Below are 16842 nucleotides of genomic sequence, written 5' to 3'. Positions count from 1 at the left end.
TCAGCCGAGAAACGAGTTTGTTAAATTGTTGGTTTTGGTTTTTCAGGTGCAGCTTGTTTATCTTTTCGACTTTCTTGAATATATACTTTAAAGAGAAAAATATTTAAACAGCCCAGTGTGAGAAATAACGGTGCAAAATAATATTCTTGAGACATAAGTAGTACGAAAACGCTTCCAAAACAGAACAGAGAACTAAACATAAAGTAAAACTGTAAGAATCTTCTCATTTTAGTCGCCTCCTATTCTTTTTCTTCTTACAATCATTATATCAAATACTTTCCAAAAAAGACACAAAATATTCACAAAACGTTCATTTTTTTTCTTATTTACCTATTGATTTTTTTTGTAAATATGTAAAACTAGCGGGTTGTAATACCAATTAATTCCTGTTTGTAACTTTCTAATGGAAAGTTTATGTAAAATTATATATGATAAGAATGGTATTGAAAAAAGGGGGAAAATCATCATGAGACGAATTGGGTGGCTATTTTTTACTATGGCAATTCTCTTATTAATAACTGCCGGTTGCTCAAATGATCAACAGGAAGCACAGGACCGATTTGCTAAATATGTAGCCATGTGGAATAAAGAAGATTTTAAAGGCATGTACGGATACTTGTCTAAAGATGCTAAAAAGACGATTTCAGAAAAAGAATTTGTAAATCGATATAAAAATATCTATGATGCAATTGAAGCGGACAAGCTTAAAGTGAAGGCAAATAAAGTAGAAGACTTAGAAATAAAAGAGCATAAAGCTGTGTTACCTTTTGAAGTGAACATGAATTCTGTAGCGGGTGAAATCTCATTTAAAGAAAATGCTGCTGTGGTTCAAGAAAAACAAGGGGATGCAGAAAATTGGTATATTAATTGGAAGCCTAATATGATTTTTAAAGGACTTAAGCAAGGAGAGCAAGTAAGAGTAGCTACTCAGTCCGCTGTGCGTGGAGAAATTATGGATCGTTCAGGGAAATATTTAGCTCAAAACGGAGAAGCGATTCAAGTTGGAGTTGTTCCCCAGCAGTTTTCTAAAGGCGGACAGCAAGCTATACAACAATTAAGTAAGACCCTTGCTCTTTCAGAAAAAAGTATTAATCAAGCACTGAGTGCTTCTTGGGTGAAAGAGAATCAATTCGTTCCTATTAAAACAGTTAGTCAAAAAGATGCCTCTAATTTAGAGAATTCTTTGAAAAATGTAGAAGGCGTTCAGCAGAAAAAGGTAAATGCGCGTGTATATCCTTGTGAAGAAGCTTGTGCTCATTTAGTTGGATACGTTGCACCTGTCACAGCGGAATATTTAAAAGAGCATAAAGATGAAGGTTATAATGCTCAGTCTAAAGCTGGAATGGTTGGCTTAGAATCTTTATATGAAGATAAGCTTCGTGCTCGAGACGGTGTCACAATTTACACTGTAGATAAAGATGGTAATAAAAAGAGTGAAATTGCGAAATTAAATCCAAAAGACGGGGAAAGCGTCCAAGTTACGGTAGATATGAACGTTCAAAAATCCCTTTATGAACAGTTAAAAGATGAAAAAGGAGTAGCTACTGCTCTTCAACCTAAAACGGGAGAAATATTAGGTCTTGTAAGCACGCCGGCTTTTGACCCAAATTCCTTTTCTTTTGGAATCGATGCTAATACGTATCAAGCCCTTTCGACGAATCCCAATAAGCCTTTAATGAATCGCTTTACTAAAACGTATTCTCCGGGATCTACATTTAAGTTAGTCACGGGAGCTTTAGCTGTTGATGAAGGCGTGCTAAATCCAAACGAAAGTATATCAATCAGCGGAAAGAAATGGCAGAAGGATAAAAGCTGGGGGAATTTCTACGTAACACGAGTGGGCAGCAAGCCGAATGTTAATTTACGTGATGCTTATGTCACATCTGATAATATTTATTTTGCGCAGACTGCATTGAAGCTAGGTTTAGACAAATTTAACAGTGGATTAAAACAATTTGGATTCAATCAAAAAATGCCTGTTAATTATCCTTTTGAAACGTCTAAAATTGCAGGTGATCAAGATATTAAAGATGAAGGAGTATTAGCAAACTCTGGCTATGGCCAGGGGAAACTGCAAGTAAACCCTCTCCACTTAGCATTGATGTATACATCGATTGTAAACGATGGAAACATAGTAAAGCCTACTCTTATGAACGGTGACGAGAGTGGGATATGGAAAAAACAAGTGATATCTAAAGCAACGGCGCAATTAATTCAAAATGATTTAGTTGATGTCATTGAAGATAAAAACGGTACGGGTCATGCCGCAAAGATAGATGGGTTAACCTTGGCTGGAAAAACTGGAACGGCAGAGTTAAAGAAAAGTCAAGGTGAAAAAGGTCAAGAAAACGGCTGGTTTGTAGCTGTGGACACAAAACAGAAAAACCTACTCGTTTCAATGATGGTTGAAGGAGTAGAAGATAAAGGCGGAAGTCATTACGTCGTACCAAAAGTAAAAAATGTATTTCAGCAATATAATAGGTAAATAATAAAAGCCAGTTCTAAAGGAACTGGCTTTTATTATTTACACAAGGAGAGTAATGTTAAGTTTTTGTAAATCCCAGTTTTATACAAACTCTAAAAACCCTTATTTTAAAAGGAATCAACGTATTATTGTTAATGTATTGTAAAGAGGCCTAAAAAAATGTGTTTGAAAAGTTATTGACAATTAACAATAATAGGAGTAATTTTTGACTTGGCGTAAAAAAATGAATCGCATAACCTATAAGCAAAAGAACCACTTTTTGGGACTTTTGCTCTGGTGAACGTTTGTTTTTTTAGAATTTTTTGATACACAAGAGAGGTGGTTTCTCTCGTTATAGTAATGAACAGCTAAGTTTTATCCATTACTTTAAATGAAAAAAGAAACTAGAACACATATAAGAAGATAGAGAGAAAAACGAGTGGTAAAGTTTCGATAAATTGGATGGAGGATTGCAACGTGATCAAAAGAAAAAAAGACAAGTTTTCTGAAATGTTAATGGACATTGCCCAAAATATTAAGGACTCAGCGGAGTTTTTAGGCAGCTTTGAACTTCAAAATGTATCTGACCTAAAGGAATTTGCCAACGTTTTAAAAGCGTATGAATCAAAAGGTGATAAATACGTGCATACAGTGATTACTGAGTTGAACAAAGCATTTATTACTCCAATTGAGCGTGAAGATATTCTACAGCTAGCGATGAGCATGGATGATGTACTTGATGGCATCGACAGCTTTGCTGCTTTAATGGAAATTCATTCAATTACGAAATTTGATGAATATGTAGCTGAATTTGTTAAAAATATTCAAGGCTGTGCTGAAGAGATTTTAATTACTATTAATTTGTTGTCTGAGAAAAAGCTTCTTCAAATTAGTGAGCATGCAATTAAAATTAAAGAGTATGAGTCACATTGTGATACATTATATCGTCGTGCACTAAAACAATTATTTGCAACATGTAAAGATCCAATTAAAGTTATTCAATATAAAGAAATTTATGAAACGCTAGAAGAAATTGCGGATTATTGTCAAACGGTTGCGAACAACTTAGAATCAGTTATTATGAAGAATGCGTAACGGGGCTATATTATAATGGATTCGATGCTAATATTAACCATTCTAATTGTAGTGGGTGCACTTGGATTTGACTTTATCAACGGATTTCACGATACAGCTAATGCAATTGCGACTTCTGTTTCAACCAAAGCTTTAAAACCGCGACATGCAATTCTTTTAGCCGCAACCATGAACTTTGTCGGTGCTATGACGTTTACGGGCGTAGCCAAAACGATTACAAAGGATATCGTTGATCCTTATACGCTTCAAAATGGTTCTGTCGTTATTTTAGCTGCATTAATTTCTGCTATTGCGTGGAACCTAATCACATGGTATTTCGGTATTCCGAGTAGTTCTTCTCATGCAATTATTGGATCGATTGCAGGAGCAGCTATTGCAGCCGCTGGATTTGGTGCTTTAAATTATAAAGGTTTTATCAAAATCATTGAAGCCCTTCTAATTTCACCAGTTCTAGCCTTTGTAGTAGGTTATATTGTCTATACGATTATCAAACTAACGTTTAAAAATCATAACTTAACGAAAACGAATAAGCGTTTTCGACGCGTTCAAATCCTGACTGCAGCCCTACAATCGTACACACACGGTACGAATGATGCGCAAAAAGCAATGGGTATCATTACGCTAGCGCTTATTGCTAACAACATGCAAAGCGGTACTGACATTCAGTGGTGGGTACAGCTGGCTTGTGCGGTTGCAATGGGGCTTGGAACGTCAATTGGTGGATGGAAAATCATTAAAACCGTCGGCGGTAAAATTATGAAAATTCGTCCTGTTAATGGAGTAGCTGCGGACTTAACGGGTGCTGCAATTATCTTTGGAGCAACGTTTATTCATCTACCTGTCAGTACTACTCATGTTATTTCATCTTCTATCTTAGGTGTAGGTTCTGCTCACCGAGTGAAAGGTGTAAAATGGGGAACTGCACAGCGCATGGTGATTACATGGGTTATCACATTGCCAATTTCAGCTTCATTAGCTGCACTTATCTATATGATTTTAAATTTGGTCTTTTAATAAATGGGGAGCTTCTTTTAAAGAAGCTCCTTTTTTTTATTTACATCCCCTCATTTGCACAGTACACTTAAAGCATGAAAATAACACAATCGTTTTTAAAAGGGAGATGAGGAAATGTTTGGAAAGGTAGCTGCTGATGTGTTGGGGCTAAGTGATATTGGTTCTGTTATTAAGCCAGTTGATTATGACAAGGTAGATGCAGACGATTACGTTATGCATGAAGAACAAGAAAAGATTTATTTTCTAATCAAATCAAAGTCAGATGAATATTGCTTTACTAATAAAGCGCTCATTCACCTTGATGGAACAAGTGCTACAAGCAAAAAGCGAATGCTTCGCCGCTATAACTACAGCACAAATCACCTTTCAAACGTGATGCTAGAAACGGCTGGAACTGTCGATTTAGATGTGGAAATTAAATTTAAAATTGGCTCGGAGACTTTTTCTATCGATGTACACAAAAAGCATATAGAAGAGGTAAAAGATTTATATAAAGCACTGTTTAAAATGTCTGAAATAACGCGTGAAAATGAAGTTGCGCTCGATTTTGCTAAACAAAGCATTCAGCTAGCTTCTTCTACGCTAAGCAGTACAAGAAATACAAGTGGAAGTGTTGCTGGTGAATTTAAAGAAATTAACGAAGCTGCGTTTTCTTGGTTATTAGATAAAAAAACAGCCTACACAACAAAAGATTTCAGCTCAGTTTTCGAGCTGTATATCAATAATTAATAGCAACAGCTGCTTCTTTTATGGAGCAGCTGTTTTTTGATGCTGAATGAGAGTATGTAGACTTATGATGAACGTTGTATAATCCTCATGTTAACCTTGAAAAATCACCGAAAAAAGAGCACAATATAAAATAGAAAAGAGAAACAATAGAGACGGGTTTAACTAAAAGAAATAATAGAAAATAAGACTTATAGGTGGAAAGGATTACGGTATGACAGCAAAAAATAATGAGGATACAGTGGCAGAATTAGAAAAGTCACTTCGACATATTGCAGCGATTGTGAAGCAAAAAGGAAGAGAAATTTTAGAAGACTATACGATTACGCCACCTCAGTTTATTGCTTTGCAGTGGTTGTTTGAACGTGGAGATATGACGATTGGCGATTTATCAAATCGTATTTTTCTTGCTTGTAGTACAACGACAGATTTAGTAGATCGTATGGAAAAAAATAAGTTGGTGGTTCGGGTGAAAGATCCAAAAGACCGCCGCGTAGTGCGTATTCATTTGCTTCCTGAAGGAGCGCGTGTTATCGAAGAAGTAATCGAAAAGAGACAAACGTATTTAAATGGCGTACTGGCAAACTTCTCTCCTAGTGAAACGGAAGTTTTACGAGTAACGTTACGAAAATTGCATGATGAAATGAAAGAAAAATGAGGCGATTGTTTTGAGTAGACCAATTGGTGTTATAGATTCAGGTGTGGGCGGATTAACGGTAGCAAAGGAAATTATGAGACAGCTTCCGAAAGAACAAATTATGTACATTGGAGATACAGCCCGCTGCCCATACGGTCCTCGTCCTAGTGAAGAAGTACGAGCTTTCACATGGGAGATGACTAATTATTTAGTGGATAAAGATATTAAAATGCTTGTTATTGCGTGCAATACGGCTACGGCAGTTGTACTAGATGAAATTCAAGAACAGCTCGATATTCCGGTTATAGGCGTCATTGAACCAGGATCACGCGCTGCGCTTAAAGTAACTAAAAATCATAAAATAGGCGTAATCGGCACAAACGGAACCGTGAAAAGTCAAGCCTATACACATGCACTCCGCGCTCTTCATACGAGAGTGGAAGTGGAAAATTTAGCATGCCCTTTGTTTGTACCTCTTGTAGAGAGCGGTAATTATGAAGGACCGGAAGCGCAGCGAATTGTAAAAGAAACATTAAAACCTTTTTATCATACAGATATGGATACCCTTATTTTAGGATGTACGCATTATCCGTTATTAAAGCCAGTTATTCAAGAAGCAATTGGGCCTCGAGTTCAGTTAATCAGTTCTGGCGAAGAAACGGCAATAGAGGTAAGTGCCATTCTTTCTTATAGCAATTTACTAGCTCCTAGAAACATGGAGCCTGAACACTACTTCTTTACAACAGGATCAACAGAACTGTTTCAATCTATTGCATCTAAATGGTTTGAGCACCCTGTATATAATGTTGAACATATCAAGCTTTAAAACCGTGCATATCATGCTCGGTTTTTTTGTGGACAAAAACTTCTTTGAGCTGGTCTAAAATGCAAATAAGCTCGTATACATAGTAGTACAAACAGTCTGAGGAGGGAAAGGAATGTCCAAAAAGACCCAATTTGTTCTCATATCCGCCGTGGTGACCACATCTGTAATGTTATCCGGCTGTGGACTTTTCGGAGGGGATAACGCAGCAAAGGAAATTGATCCGCCAAAGGATGTCACCTATGTGAAAGATGAAAAATCATTAGCGACTGAAGCGAAAGTAATGGAAGCTAATAAAAAACAAAGTAAAGCGGCAGAAACATCTGCGCCTACCAAAAGAGAACTCTACTTAATTGATAAAAACGGGTACGTTGTTCCCCAGACGCTTGAAATTCCTAAATCAAAAGGTGTTGCTAAACAGTCTCTTGAATATTTAGTAGAGGGTGGACCAGTCACAAACTTATTGCCAAATAATTTCCGAGCGGTTCTTCCTGCTGATACAAGAGTTTTAGGGACAAAGCTGGAAAGTGACGGCACGATGGTGGCAGATTTTTCACCTGAATTTGCTGAGTATAAAAAAGAAGATGAACTCCGTATCTTGCAGGCCGTCACGTGGACGCTGACGCAGTTTGAAGGCGTAAATAAAGTTAAAATTCGCATTAACGGCTATGATAAAGATGAGATGCCTGTAAATCATACGCCAATCAGTAAAGGCTTGAGCAGAGCAGATGGCATTAACTTTGATAATACTGGAGTAGTTGACGTAACCCAAACGAAGCCAGTTACGATCTATTACTTAGCTCAAGAGGGCAAACAAACTTACTATGTTCCTGTCACAAAACGGATTGCTTCTGATGACAAAGATATGTACACTGCGATTGTAAATGAGCTTGTAGAAGGGCCTGCGCCCGCATCAGGTTTAGTGACAGACTTTAATCCTGACGCAAAGCTAGTAGCAGCTCCAAAGTATGCAGACGGTGAGTTAACGCTGAACTTTAATAAAAACATCTTTGGAAATTTAAAAGGAACCGAAATTTCTCAGCGTGTTCTCGACTCCTTAGTGTTATCACTGACGGAACAAAAAGCTGTAGACAGCGTTGCAATTAAGGTGGACGGTAAAAAAACGCTAAAAGATGAAAAAGGGAAAAAGTTAACGGAACCAGTTGCAAGACCTAAAAATGTGAACACAGGTAGTTTTTAAAAACAAATTTTTGTTATACTAGTAAAAGACTAAGTAGAAAGAGGTCTGCTGAAATAGCGACCTCTTTCCGCTGTTTTATAGTTAAAATGGAAGAGGCTATATACATATAAATGAATTAATAGGAGGACATGCTTAATGCGTTTGGACGGTAGAGAATTTAATGAATTGAGACCTGTATCTCTCCATACTTCATACTTAAAGCATCCAGAAGGATCTGTATTAATTTCGGTAGGAGACACAAAGGTTATTTGTACAGCAAGCATAGACGACAGAGTACCTCCTTTTATGCGTGGACAAGGAAAAGGATGGATTACAGCTGAATATTCTATGCTGCCTCGAGCAACGGCACAAAGAAATATACGTGAATCAACAAAAGGTAAAGTTACAGGACGCACAATGGAAATTCAGCGTCTAATCGGACGAGCTCTTCGTTCTGTAGTCGATCTTGAAAAGGTTGGAGAAAAGACAATTTGGATTGACTGCGATGTTATTCAAGCAGATGGTGGAACAAGAACAGCATCGATTACAGGTGCTTTTGTGGCTATGGTTTTAGCGTTTGGAAAGCTGGTTGAAGAGAACAAGCTGACAGAAATTCCTATTCGTGACTACTTAGCTGCGACTTCGGTAGGTGTTCATGGAGAAAATGCGATTTTAGATTTAAATTATGAAGAAGATTCGACAGCGGAAGTTGACATGAATATTGTGATGACAGGAAGCGGACAGTTTGTAGAACTGCAGGGAACGGGAGAGGAATCGACTTTTTCGAGAGAGCAGTTAAATCATCTTCTGGATTTAGGGGGAAATGGTATTTATCAATTGATTGAACAGCAAAAGGAAGTTCTTAATCATCTAGCTGCTTACATTCCGGTTAAAGAAAGGTAAGGGATTCCCGTGCGTGAAATTATTATTGCAACTAAAAATGCAGGCAAAGTAAAAGATTTTGAAACACTTTTCTCACCGAAGGGATTTAAAGTAAAATCGCTCCTTGATTTTCCTGAGATTGAAGACGTGGAAGAAACGGGCGTTACATTTGCAGAGAATGCGACGCTAAAAGCAGAGACCATTTCATCCGCATTAAATAAGCCGGTCATTGCCGATGACTCGGGGCTTGCTATTGATGCCTTAAACGGAGAACCAGGCGTTTATTCCGCGCGTTATGCTGGTGAAAATAAAGATGATAATGCTAATATAGAGAAGGTACTTCAAAAATTAAATGGCGTGCCGTTTGAAAAGCGCACGGCACGCTTTCATTGTGCTCTTGCTATTGCAGTGCCTGGAAAGAGACCAGAAATTGTAGAAGGCACGTGTGAAGGGCGCATCTTGGAGGAAAAAAAAGGAGAAAACGGTTTTGGGTACGATCCTATTTTCTTTGTAGAAAAATGGAACTGCTCCATGGCAGAATTGTCTAAAGAACAAAAAAATCAAATTAGTCACCGAGCAAATGCGTTACAAAAACTAGCACCGCTAATTGATGCGCAATTTTAGAAGGAGTGATGACGTGTGAAACTATTAATTGTAAGCGATAGCCACGGGTTACAAGAAGAACTGCTCACTATCAGAGAGAGACATGCTGATGTAGATAAGATGATTCATTGTGGCGACTCTGAGTTGCCGCAAGACAGCAAAGAAATGTCTGCATTTTTAGGCGTTCGAGGAAATTGTGACTACGATGCATCTTACGTCAATGATCGAGTAGAGTCGCTTGGAGAAGCTACGTGTCTGGTTACACACGGTCACTTATACAATGTTAAAATGTCTATGATGAACTTGCATTACAAAGCGAGAGAAGTCGGAGCAAATGTTGTTTGTTTTGGGCATTCTCACATAGCGGGAGCTGAGCTCATGGACGGAGTTTTATTTATCAATCCGGGAAGTATGTTACTTCCTCGTATGAGAAAAGAACGTACGTATGCTATACTAGTAATGGATGGTACAGAAGCTACCGTGCAGTTTTACGATATAAGCGGTAAACATATTCCTAGCATGCAGTTAACCTGTACACTTTCAGCATAGTATAGCCAAATATAGGGAGAAGAGAAGGTTTTTTACCTCTCTTCTCATAAAATTTCAAAAAAACGTTGACTTTTAAATTATATTTGAATATAATAAGTATTGTCTTTGATATACTTTAACATTATGTCCCAGTAGCTCAGCAGGATAGAGCAACGGCCTTCTAAGCCGTCGGTCGGGAGTTCGAATCTCTCCTGGGACGTCCAACAAAAAATCCCGGCTTTTACTAAAAAGTAAAAGCCGGGATTTTTTATTCACCTTAAAAGTGAATGTTTGTTCATTCAGTGTGTACAAATGAACGTTTCAGAAAAACTTTTTGAACTGCTGCAAACCCTCATTACATCAATGATGAAAACGCATTCAAATATTCTGTTTAGTCTAAATTGTCTAAAAAAATCTCGAAAAGTGGTTGACTATGCATAGAAATGGGCGTAAGATAGTCCTCAAATATAAGTTTTCTAAAAATTTTAATTAATTATAAGTAATTTAAAATATGATGCAAAGCATTATTCAAAAAGCATATAGCGTTTTAAAACGTTGAAGAGGATAAGTAGTTTTGGTGTTTAGGTATCAACAGAGAGTCGGGTTGCTGGAAGCCGATGTTACCAACTCAAAATGAACTCACCTCGGAGTGTCACCCTGAAATTCAGTAAGGGCGACCGAGTGTACTTCCAAAGCACTCGTTATCAAAAAGAATGTACAGTATACATTCATAAGGTAATCATTATGATTACAAACGAGGGTGGTACCGCGTAAAGTACAAAAGACTTTTCGCCCCTTGACCTATATCATTTGATAGGGTCTATTTAGGGGTGAGAAGTCTTTTTTCTTTTATCTAGAAAACGAAAGGATGAGAAAAGTGGGAGCCAATATGCAAACGAAAGAACCTGTAGGCACTGGGGCACAAATGAATGGAGCTGACATGTTGATTGAATCTCTAAGAAGAGAAAACGTTGACGTCATCTTCGGTTACCCAGGGGGAGCCGTTTTACCGATTTACGATAAGCTATACGGTTCAGGAATGTTTCACGTACTTGCTCGTCACGAACAAGGTGGAATTCACGCAGCAGAAGGGTACGCAAGAATTTCAGGCAAACCCGGTGTAGTTATCGCAACAAGTGGTCCTGGTGCAACAAATATCGTAACAGGTTTGGCAGATGCGATGATTGACTCACTTCCTTTAGTTGTTTTTACTGGTCAAGTAGCTTCAAGTGTAATTGGTTCTGATGCGTTTCAAGAAGCAGATGTACTAGGAATTACAATGCCAATTACGAAACATAGCTATCAAGTACGTAATATCAGCGATATGCCGAGAATCATCAAAGAGGCATTTCATATTGCGACAACAGGAAGACCTGGTCCAGTCTTAATTGATATTCCAAAAGATATGGCACAGGGTGATGGAACATTCAGTTACGAAGGAGAAATTGATTTACCTGGCTATCAGCCAACCTATTTTCCAAATCAGCTGCAGGTTAAAAAATTAACAGACGCAGTAGCAGCTGCAAAGAAACCTGTTATCTTAGCAGGTGCGGGAGTGTTATTGAGTAAAGGTTCAGAACAATTAAAAAATTATGCTGAACGTCAAAATATTCCGGTTATTAATACGCTTTTAGGATTAGGCTGTTTTCCTGCGGATCATCCGCTTCATTTAGGAATGGCTGGCATGCATGGAACGTACACAGCGAACATGGCAATTTATGAGAGTGATCTTCTCATTAGTATCGGTGCACGCTTTGATGACCGAGTAACAGGTAACTTAAAGCATTTTGCACCAAATGCAAAAATTGCTCACATTGACATCGACCCAGCGGAAATTGGAAAGAATGTTCCAACCAAGATTCCAATTGTTGGAGATGCAAAAGAAGTATTGAAGCAATTGCTTTTGCAAGAAGGAGAAATTGGAGATTATACGAAATGGCATGAGAAATTAGCGGCGTGGAAACAAGAATATCCATTATGGTATCAGAACTCAGCGGACGTGTTAAAACCACAAAAAGTAGTTGAGTTGCTTCACAAGTATACAAATGGAGATGCCGTTGTTACAACGGACGTTGGGCAACATCAAATGTGGGTAGCTCAATACTACACATTTAATAATCCAGATCGATGGGTAACTTCAGGTGGTCTTGGCACCATGGGCTTTGGATTACCTTCTGCAATCGGCGCTCAGCTGGCAAATAAAGATAAAACAGTTGTAGCAGTCGTTGGTGACGGTGGATTTCAAATGACGCTTCAAGAATTAGGGGTTATTAGAGAATTAAATTTACCTGTAAAAGTGGTTGTACTTAACAATCAGTCGCTTGGAATGGTTCGTCAGTGGCAGGAAATCTTCTATGAAGAACGCTACTCGCACTCTTTAATTCCGAATCAGCCTAATTTAATGAAGCTTGCAGAAGCCTATGACATTAAAGGTTTACAAGCCTCTACTGAAGAAGAAGCGCATGCGGCTTTGAAAGAAGCAATGGAAACAGATGGACCTGTTTTACTAAACTTCTTTGTCGCACCTAAAGAAAACGTATATCCAATGGTTGCACCTGGAAAAGGATTACATGAAATGGTAGGGGTGAAACCATGAAGCGAATTATTACAGCAACTGTATTAAACCGTGCGGGCGTTTTAAATCGCGTGACGGGGTTATTTACAAAAAGAAATTTCAATATTGAGAGTATTTCGGTAGGGCACACTGAATCTGAGGATGTATCACGCATGACGTTTGTTGTGAACGTAGAGCATGATAACGCTGCTGAACAAGTGATTAAGCAGTTAAATAAGCAGATCGACGTGTTAAAAGTTCAAGATATTACGGATCAAGCGGTGGTGTCAAGAGAGCTTGCTTTAATGAAAGTAGCATCTACACCAGCGAGCCGTAACGAACTTTATGCAGTAATTGAGCCTTTCCGTGCAACCATCATTGATGTAAGCCGCGACAGCTTAATTATTCAAGTAACAGGTGAATCCAGCAAGATTGAAGCGATGATTGATTTACTTCAGCCTTATGGATTAAAAGAAGTAACGCGCACTGGAACAGTAGCTGTTCCACGCGGTACGCAAAAAGCAGCAACCAAACTTTCATCAATCATTTAATTCTAGCTAGTTACTAAAAAAGTAAACTATATAAAACTATATAAACTAAGAGGAGAGATTTATTATGACAAAGGTATATTATAACGGAGATGCAAAGGATCAATTATTACAAGGTAAAACAGTAGCAATCGTAGGTTATGGTTCACAAGGTCACGCTCACGCACAAAACTTACGCGACAGCGGAGTGAACGTGGTAGTAGGATTACGTAAAGGTAAATCATGGGATCAAGCAGAACAAGACGGCTTCACTGTATTATCTGTAAAAGAAGCAGTTCAACAAGCAGAAGTAGTAATGGTATTACTTCCAGATGAGCATCAGCCAAAGGTTTATAACGAGGAAATTCTTCCAGGATTAAAACCAGGAAAATCTTTAGTATTTGCTCACGGTTTCAACATTCACTTTAATCAAATCGTAGCACCTGAATTTGTTGACGTATTCTTAGTAGCTCCAAAAGGTCCTGGTCACCTTGTAAGAAGAACATATGAAGAAGGAGCTGGCGTACCAGCATTATTCGCAGTATTTCAAGATGTAACTGGCGAAGCAAAAGACGTAGCGTTAGCTTATGCTAAAGCAATCGGTTCAGCTCGTGCGGGTGTATTAGAAACAACATTTAAAGAAGAAACAGAAACAGATCTTTTCGGTGAGCAAGCAGTACTTTGTGGCGGTTTAACTTCATTAGTTAAAGCTGGTTTTGAAACGCTTGTAGAAGCTGGCTACCAACCAGAAGTTGCATATTTTGAGTGTTTACATGAATTAAAATTAATTGTTGACCTTATGTATGAAGGCGGAATGGAAGGCATGCGTTATTCAATCTCTGATACAGCTCAATGGGGTGACTTCGTTTCAGGACCACGCGTTGTAGATGAGCGTTCCAAAGAACAAATGAAAAAAGTGCTTGAAGATATCCAAACAGGTAAATTTGCAAAAGGATGGATCCTAGAAAACCAAGCAAATCGTCCAGAATTTACAGCTATCAATAACCGTGAAAACGAACATTTAATTGAAAAAGTTGGCGCTCAATTACGTGAAATGATGCCATTTGTTAAAAAACAAAAGAAAGAAGCGGTGATCGCTAGTGCAAAAAATTAAACTATTTGACACGACGCTACGCGATGGTGAACAGTCACCTGGAGTCAATTTGAACCTACAAGAAAAGCTTGAAATTGCTAAGCAGTTAGAGCGATTAGGTATCGACATCATTGAAGCCGGATTTCCCGCTTCTTCAAAAGGTGATTTTCAATCCGTAAAAGAAATTGCGTCTATTGTCAAAAATTCTTCTGTAACAGGCCTTGCAAGGTCTGTTACAAAAGATATTGACATTGCATGGGAAGCGTTAAAAGAAAGTGCAGAACCAAGACTGCATGTCTTTATCGCTACTTCGGAAATTCATATGCAGCATAAATTGAAAAAAACACCTGATGAAGTACTTGAAACAGCAGTGGAAATGGTGAAGTACGCAAGTAAAAAATTCCCGGTTGTTCAATGGTCTGCTGAAGATGCATGTCGAACAGATTTACCGTTTTTAGCTAGAATTGTAGAAGCAGTTATCGATGCTGGTGCAAAAGTCGTTAATATTCCAGATACAGTAGGATTTATCACTCCTGGTGACTATCAATCAGTATTTAATTACTTAAAAGAACATGTATCAAATATTCATAAAGTTGATTTGTCAGCTCATTGTCACGATGACTTAGGGCTAGCTGTTGCCAATTCAATGGCTGCTATTGAAGCAGGAGCTACTCAAATTGAAGGAACGATTAACGGAATCGGAGAACGTGCGGGTAACGCTGCTCTTGAAGAAGTAGCACTTGCTCTTCATGTCCGTCAAGATTTCTATCAAGCGAGCACAGGTCTTATCTTACCTGAAATCAAGCGTACGAGTGACATTATCAGTAAGCTTACTGGGATGAATATTGCACCAAATAAAGCAATTGTCGGAAAAAATGCTTTTGCTCATGAATCAGGTATTCACCAAGATGGCGTCTTAAAAAATCCGTTAACATATGAGATTATTTCCCCAGAACTTGTGGGTGTTAAACAAAATCCAATTGTGCTTGGCAAACACTCAGGCCGTCATGCGTTCCGTACACGCTTAGTAGAGCTTGGATTCACATTGGAAGATACGGAAGCAAACGTTCTTTTTGAGAAGTTTAAAGACTTAGCAGATAAGAAAAAAGACATTACGGACGATGATTTATTGGCATTAGTCATTCAAAAGCAAGTTAGTAAAGACAGTGAATATAAGCTTGAAAGTCTGCAGGTTCAGTATGGTACGAACAATATTCCTACGGCTACGATTACGCTTCGCAAAGAAAACGGCGAAGAGATTCAAGAAGCAGCTACGGGATCTGGAAGCGTGGAAGCTATCTATAATACGCTGCAGCGCTGTGTTGAACAAGATGTAAAACTATTAGACTATCGTATTCAGTCTATTAACGGTGGGCCGGATGCATTGGCTGAAGTATTTGTGAAGGTTGAAAGCGAAGGAACTGAAGCAAGCGGACGCGGAGTAGCATTTGACGTATTAGAATCGTCAGCGAAAGCATATCTGAACGCCATTAATCGTTTAATCGCTATTCAGCAGCATCGTACAAAGCAAGAAGTAATGTGAACTGAAGGGAGAGACCACCATGACAAAAAAAGTCGCTGTATTACCGGGTGACGGCGTAGGAACAGAAGTAACCAAAGGCGCTGTTGCCGTTTTAAAAGCAATTGGAGAGCGCTTTGATCATCAATTCGAGTTTACGTATGGACTAATTGGCGGAGCTGCAATTGATGAGGCGGGCACACCTCTTCCAGAAAGTACAATTGAGACTTGTAAGCAGGCGGATGCTGTATTACTTGGATCCGTTGGAGGTCCAAAATGGGATCGTAATCCTTCACATTTGCGACCGGAAAAAGGTTTGCTAGCTATTCGAAAAGAACTGGATTTATATGCTAACCTTCGTCCGGTAACGTTTTATGATAGCTTAGCAGATGCCTCTCCTCTGAAAAAAGAATACATTGAAGGTGTTGACTTCATTATCGTCCGTGAGCTAACAGGAGGCTTATATTTTGGTAAGCCTAGCGAGCGCCGAACAGAAGGAAATGAAGAAACAGTTGTCGACACATTATTTTATAAGCGTACAGAAATAGAAAGAATTATTCGCCAAGCATTTGACACGGCTGTAAATCGACGTAAAAAAGTAACGTCTGTTGATAAAGCGAATGTGCTCGAGTCTAGTCGAGTGTGGCGTGAAGTAGCTGAAGAAGTAGCAAAAGACTACCCAGATGTAGAGCTTGAACATATGCTTGTAGATTCAGCTGCTATGCAGTTAATTCGTAATCCTAAGTATTTTGATGTAGTGGTAACTGAAAATATGTTTGGTGATATTTTGAGTGATGAGGCTTCTATGCTGACAGGATCGTTAGGAATGTTGCCATCTGCGAGCTTAACGGTTGATGGTCCATCTTTATACGAACCGGTTCACGGTTCTGCACCAGACATTGCTAGGCAAAACAAAGCTAATCCGATTGCTGCTATTTTATCTGCAGCAATGTTGCTTAGACATTCATTTGGGTTAGAAAAAGAAGCAGCAGTGATTGAACAAGCGGTTGAAAGTGTATTACATGCAGGTCATCGAACAGCTGACTTAGCAGACGGTAATCACTATTTAGGTACCGATAAAATGGTGGATGCGATAACTGCGGTAATTGCCAATGATTCTGCCATTTCAAGCATTATGACGGCTTACAGTTAATCATGCGTTTCTCACGTTTTGTGAGAAACGTTTTTCATAATCAG

16 protein-coding genes, 1 tRNA gene and 1 other annotated feature are annotated in these 16842 nt (G+C 38.6%); of the genes, 16 read left to right on the top strand and 1 reads right to left on the bottom strand.

Features of this window, described 5'->3' with window-relative positions; all coding sequences use genetic code 11:
- Positions 1-20: 20 nt before the first annotated feature.
- Positions 21-227 (bottom strand): hypothetical protein, encoded by a 207-nt coding sequence (locus tag M3225_RS05610; RefSeq protein ID WP_013059387.1) that lies wholly within the window; start codon positions 225-227, stop codon positions 21-23.
- A 239-nt stretch (positions 228-466) separates the two neighbouring features.
- Here M3225_RS05610 and M3225_RS05605 point away from each other — a divergent pair, with 239 nt between their 5' ends.
- The 16 genes from M3225_RS05605 to leuB all read left to right on the top strand — a co-directional run bounded on the left by M3225_RS05605 (position 467) and on the right by leuB (position 16798).
- A complete protein-coding gene (locus M3225_RS05605) occupies positions 467-2485 on the top strand; it encodes a penicillin-binding transpeptidase domain-containing protein (protein WP_251391599.1) in 2019 nt (672 codons plus the stop codon).
- A gap of 441 nt (positions 2486-2926) precedes the next feature.
- Positions 2927-3559 (top strand): DUF47 domain-containing protein, encoded by a 633-nt coding sequence (locus M3225_RS05600; RefSeq protein WP_223260325.1) that lies wholly within the window; start codon positions 2927-2929, stop codon positions 3557-3559.
- Between the two features lie 15 nt (positions 3560-3574).
- A complete protein-coding gene (locus tag M3225_RS05595; protein ID WP_251391598.1) occupies positions 3575-4573 on the top strand; it encodes an inorganic phosphate transporter in 999 nt (332 codons plus the stop codon).
- 114 nt (positions 4574-4687) lie between these two features.
- Entirely contained in the window at positions 4688-5302 is a 615-nt protein-coding gene (locus M3225_RS05590; RefSeq protein ID WP_251391597.1) for a PH domain-containing protein, read from the top strand.
- 211 nt (positions 5303-5513) lie between these two features.
- Positions 5514-5957: a MarR family winged helix-turn-helix transcriptional regulator gene (locus tag M3225_RS05585; RefSeq protein ID WP_013059382.1), complete on the top strand. Its 444-nt coding sequence runs from the start codon at positions 5514-5516 to the stop codon at positions 5955-5957.
- A 10-nt stretch (positions 5958-5967) separates the two neighbouring features.
- Positions 5968-6762 carry a glutamate racemase gene (gene racE, locus M3225_RS05580; protein ID WP_025601441.1) on the top strand — a complete coding sequence of 265 codons (795 nt, stop codon included), beginning with the start codon at positions 5968-5970 and terminating at the stop codon, positions 6760-6762.
- Positions 6763-6874: 112 nt separating this feature from the next.
- Entirely contained in the window at positions 6875-7960 is a 1086-nt protein-coding gene (locus tag M3225_RS05575; protein WP_251391596.1) for a GerMN domain-containing protein, read from the top strand.
- 135 nt (positions 7961-8095) lie between these two features.
- On the top strand, positions 8096-8842 hold the full coding sequence (rph, locus tag M3225_RS05570) for a ribonuclease PH (protein WP_251391594.1): 747 nt from the start codon (positions 8096-8098) through the stop codon (positions 8840-8842).
- Between the two features lie 9 nt (positions 8843-8851).
- Positions 8852-9445 carry an XTP/dITP diphosphatase gene (locus M3225_RS05565; RefSeq protein WP_251391592.1) on the top strand — a complete coding sequence of 198 codons (594 nt, stop codon included), beginning with the start codon at positions 8852-8854 and terminating at the stop codon, positions 9443-9445.
- A 15-nt stretch (positions 9446-9460) separates the two neighbouring features.
- Entirely contained in the window at positions 9461-9973 is a 513-nt protein-coding gene (locus M3225_RS05560; RefSeq protein ID WP_013059377.1) for a metallophosphoesterase, read from the top strand.
- A gap of 125 nt (positions 9974-10098) precedes the next feature.
- Positions 10099-10172: transfer RNA gene (locus tag M3225_RS05555), tRNA-Arg, on the top strand.
- A gap of 326 nt (positions 10173-10498) precedes the next feature.
- Positions 10499-10752 (top strand) — a binding site (T-box leader).
- Positions 10753-10820: 68 nt separating this feature from the next.
- Positions 10821-12548: an acetolactate synthase large subunit gene (ilvB, locus tag M3225_RS05550; RefSeq protein ID WP_251391590.1), complete on the top strand. Its 1728-nt coding sequence runs from the start codon at positions 10821-10823 to the stop codon at positions 12546-12548.
- Positions 12545-13057 (top strand): acetolactate synthase small subunit, encoded by a 513-nt coding sequence (gene ilvN, locus M3225_RS05545; protein WP_251391588.1) that lies wholly within the window; start codon positions 12545-12547, stop codon positions 13055-13057. The genes ilvB and ilvN overlap by 4 nt, the downstream gene beginning before the upstream one ends.
- Positions 13058-13121: 64 nt before the next feature.
- Positions 13122-14147 (top strand): ketol-acid reductoisomerase, encoded by a 1026-nt coding sequence (ilvC, locus tag M3225_RS05540; protein WP_028411737.1) that lies wholly within the window; start codon positions 13122-13124, stop codon positions 14145-14147.
- A complete protein-coding gene (locus M3225_RS05535; RefSeq protein WP_025750618.1) occupies positions 14134-15669 on the top strand; it encodes a 2-isopropylmalate synthase in 1536 nt (511 codons plus the stop codon). Before ilvC ends, M3225_RS05535 begins: the two co-directional genes overlap by 14 nt.
- Positions 15670-15688: 19 nt before the next feature.
- Positions 15689-16798 carry a 3-isopropylmalate dehydrogenase gene (gene leuB, locus M3225_RS05530; RefSeq protein ID WP_251391586.1) on the top strand — a complete coding sequence of 370 codons (1110 nt, stop codon included), beginning with the start codon at positions 15689-15691 and terminating at the stop codon, positions 16796-16798.
- Positions 16799-16842 lie beyond the last annotated feature (44 nt).

The sequence above is a fragment of the Priestia aryabhattai genome (genome assembly GCF_023715685.1).
GTDB classification, from domain to species: domain Bacteria; phylum Bacillota; class Bacilli; order Bacillales; family Bacillaceae_H; genus Priestia; species Priestia aryabhattai_B.
Note: the sequence above shows the minus strand (reverse complement) of the source record. Positions and strands in the feature narration are given on the sequence as shown.

What these genes read in the sequence shown, in the direction of transcription:
- M3225_RS05595 (WP_251391598.1), top strand. Translation starts at nt 3,575, where the DNA reads ATGGATTCGATGCTAATATTAACCATTCTAATTGTAGTGGGTGCACTT.
- M3225_RS05600 (WP_223260325.1), top strand. Translation starts at nt 2,927, where the DNA reads ATGGAGGATTGCAACGTGATCAAAAGAAAAAAAGACAAGTTTTCTGAA.
- ilvB (WP_251391590.1), top strand. Translation starts at nt 10,821, where the DNA reads ATGAGAAAAGTGGGAGCCAATATGCAAACGAAAGAACCTGTAGGCACT.
- M3225_RS05590 (WP_251391597.1), top strand. Translation starts at nt 4,688, where the DNA reads ATGTTTGGAAAGGTAGCTGCTGATGTGTTGGGGCTAAGTGATATTGGT.
- M3225_RS05585 (WP_013059382.1), top strand. Translation starts at nt 5,514, where the DNA reads ATGACAGCAAAAAATAATGAGGATACAGTGGCAGAATTAGAAAAGTCA.
- M3225_RS05610 (WP_013059387.1), bottom strand. Translation starts at nt 227, where the DNA reads ATGAGAAGATTCTTACAGTTTTACTTTATGTTTAGTTCTCTGTTCTGT.
- ilvC (WP_028411737.1), top strand. Translation starts at nt 13,122, where the DNA reads ATGACAAAGGTATATTATAACGGAGATGCAAAGGATCAATTATTACAA.
- M3225_RS05575 (WP_251391596.1), top strand. Translation starts at nt 6,875, where the DNA reads ATGTCCAAAAAGACCCAATTTGTTCTCATATCCGCCGTGGTGACCACA.
- M3225_RS05605 (WP_251391599.1), top strand. Translation starts at nt 467, where the DNA reads ATGAGACGAATTGGGTGGCTATTTTTTACTATGGCAATTCTCTTATTA.
- ilvN (WP_251391588.1), top strand. Translation starts at nt 12,545, where the DNA reads ATGAAGCGAATTATTACAGCAACTGTATTAAACCGTGCGGGCGTTTTA.
- leuB (WP_251391586.1), top strand. Translation starts at nt 15,689, where the DNA reads ATGACAAAAAAAGTCGCTGTATTACCGGGTGACGGCGTAGGAACAGAA.
- rph (WP_251391594.1), top strand. Translation starts at nt 8,096, where the DNA reads ATGCGTTTGGACGGTAGAGAATTTAATGAATTGAGACCTGTATCTCTC.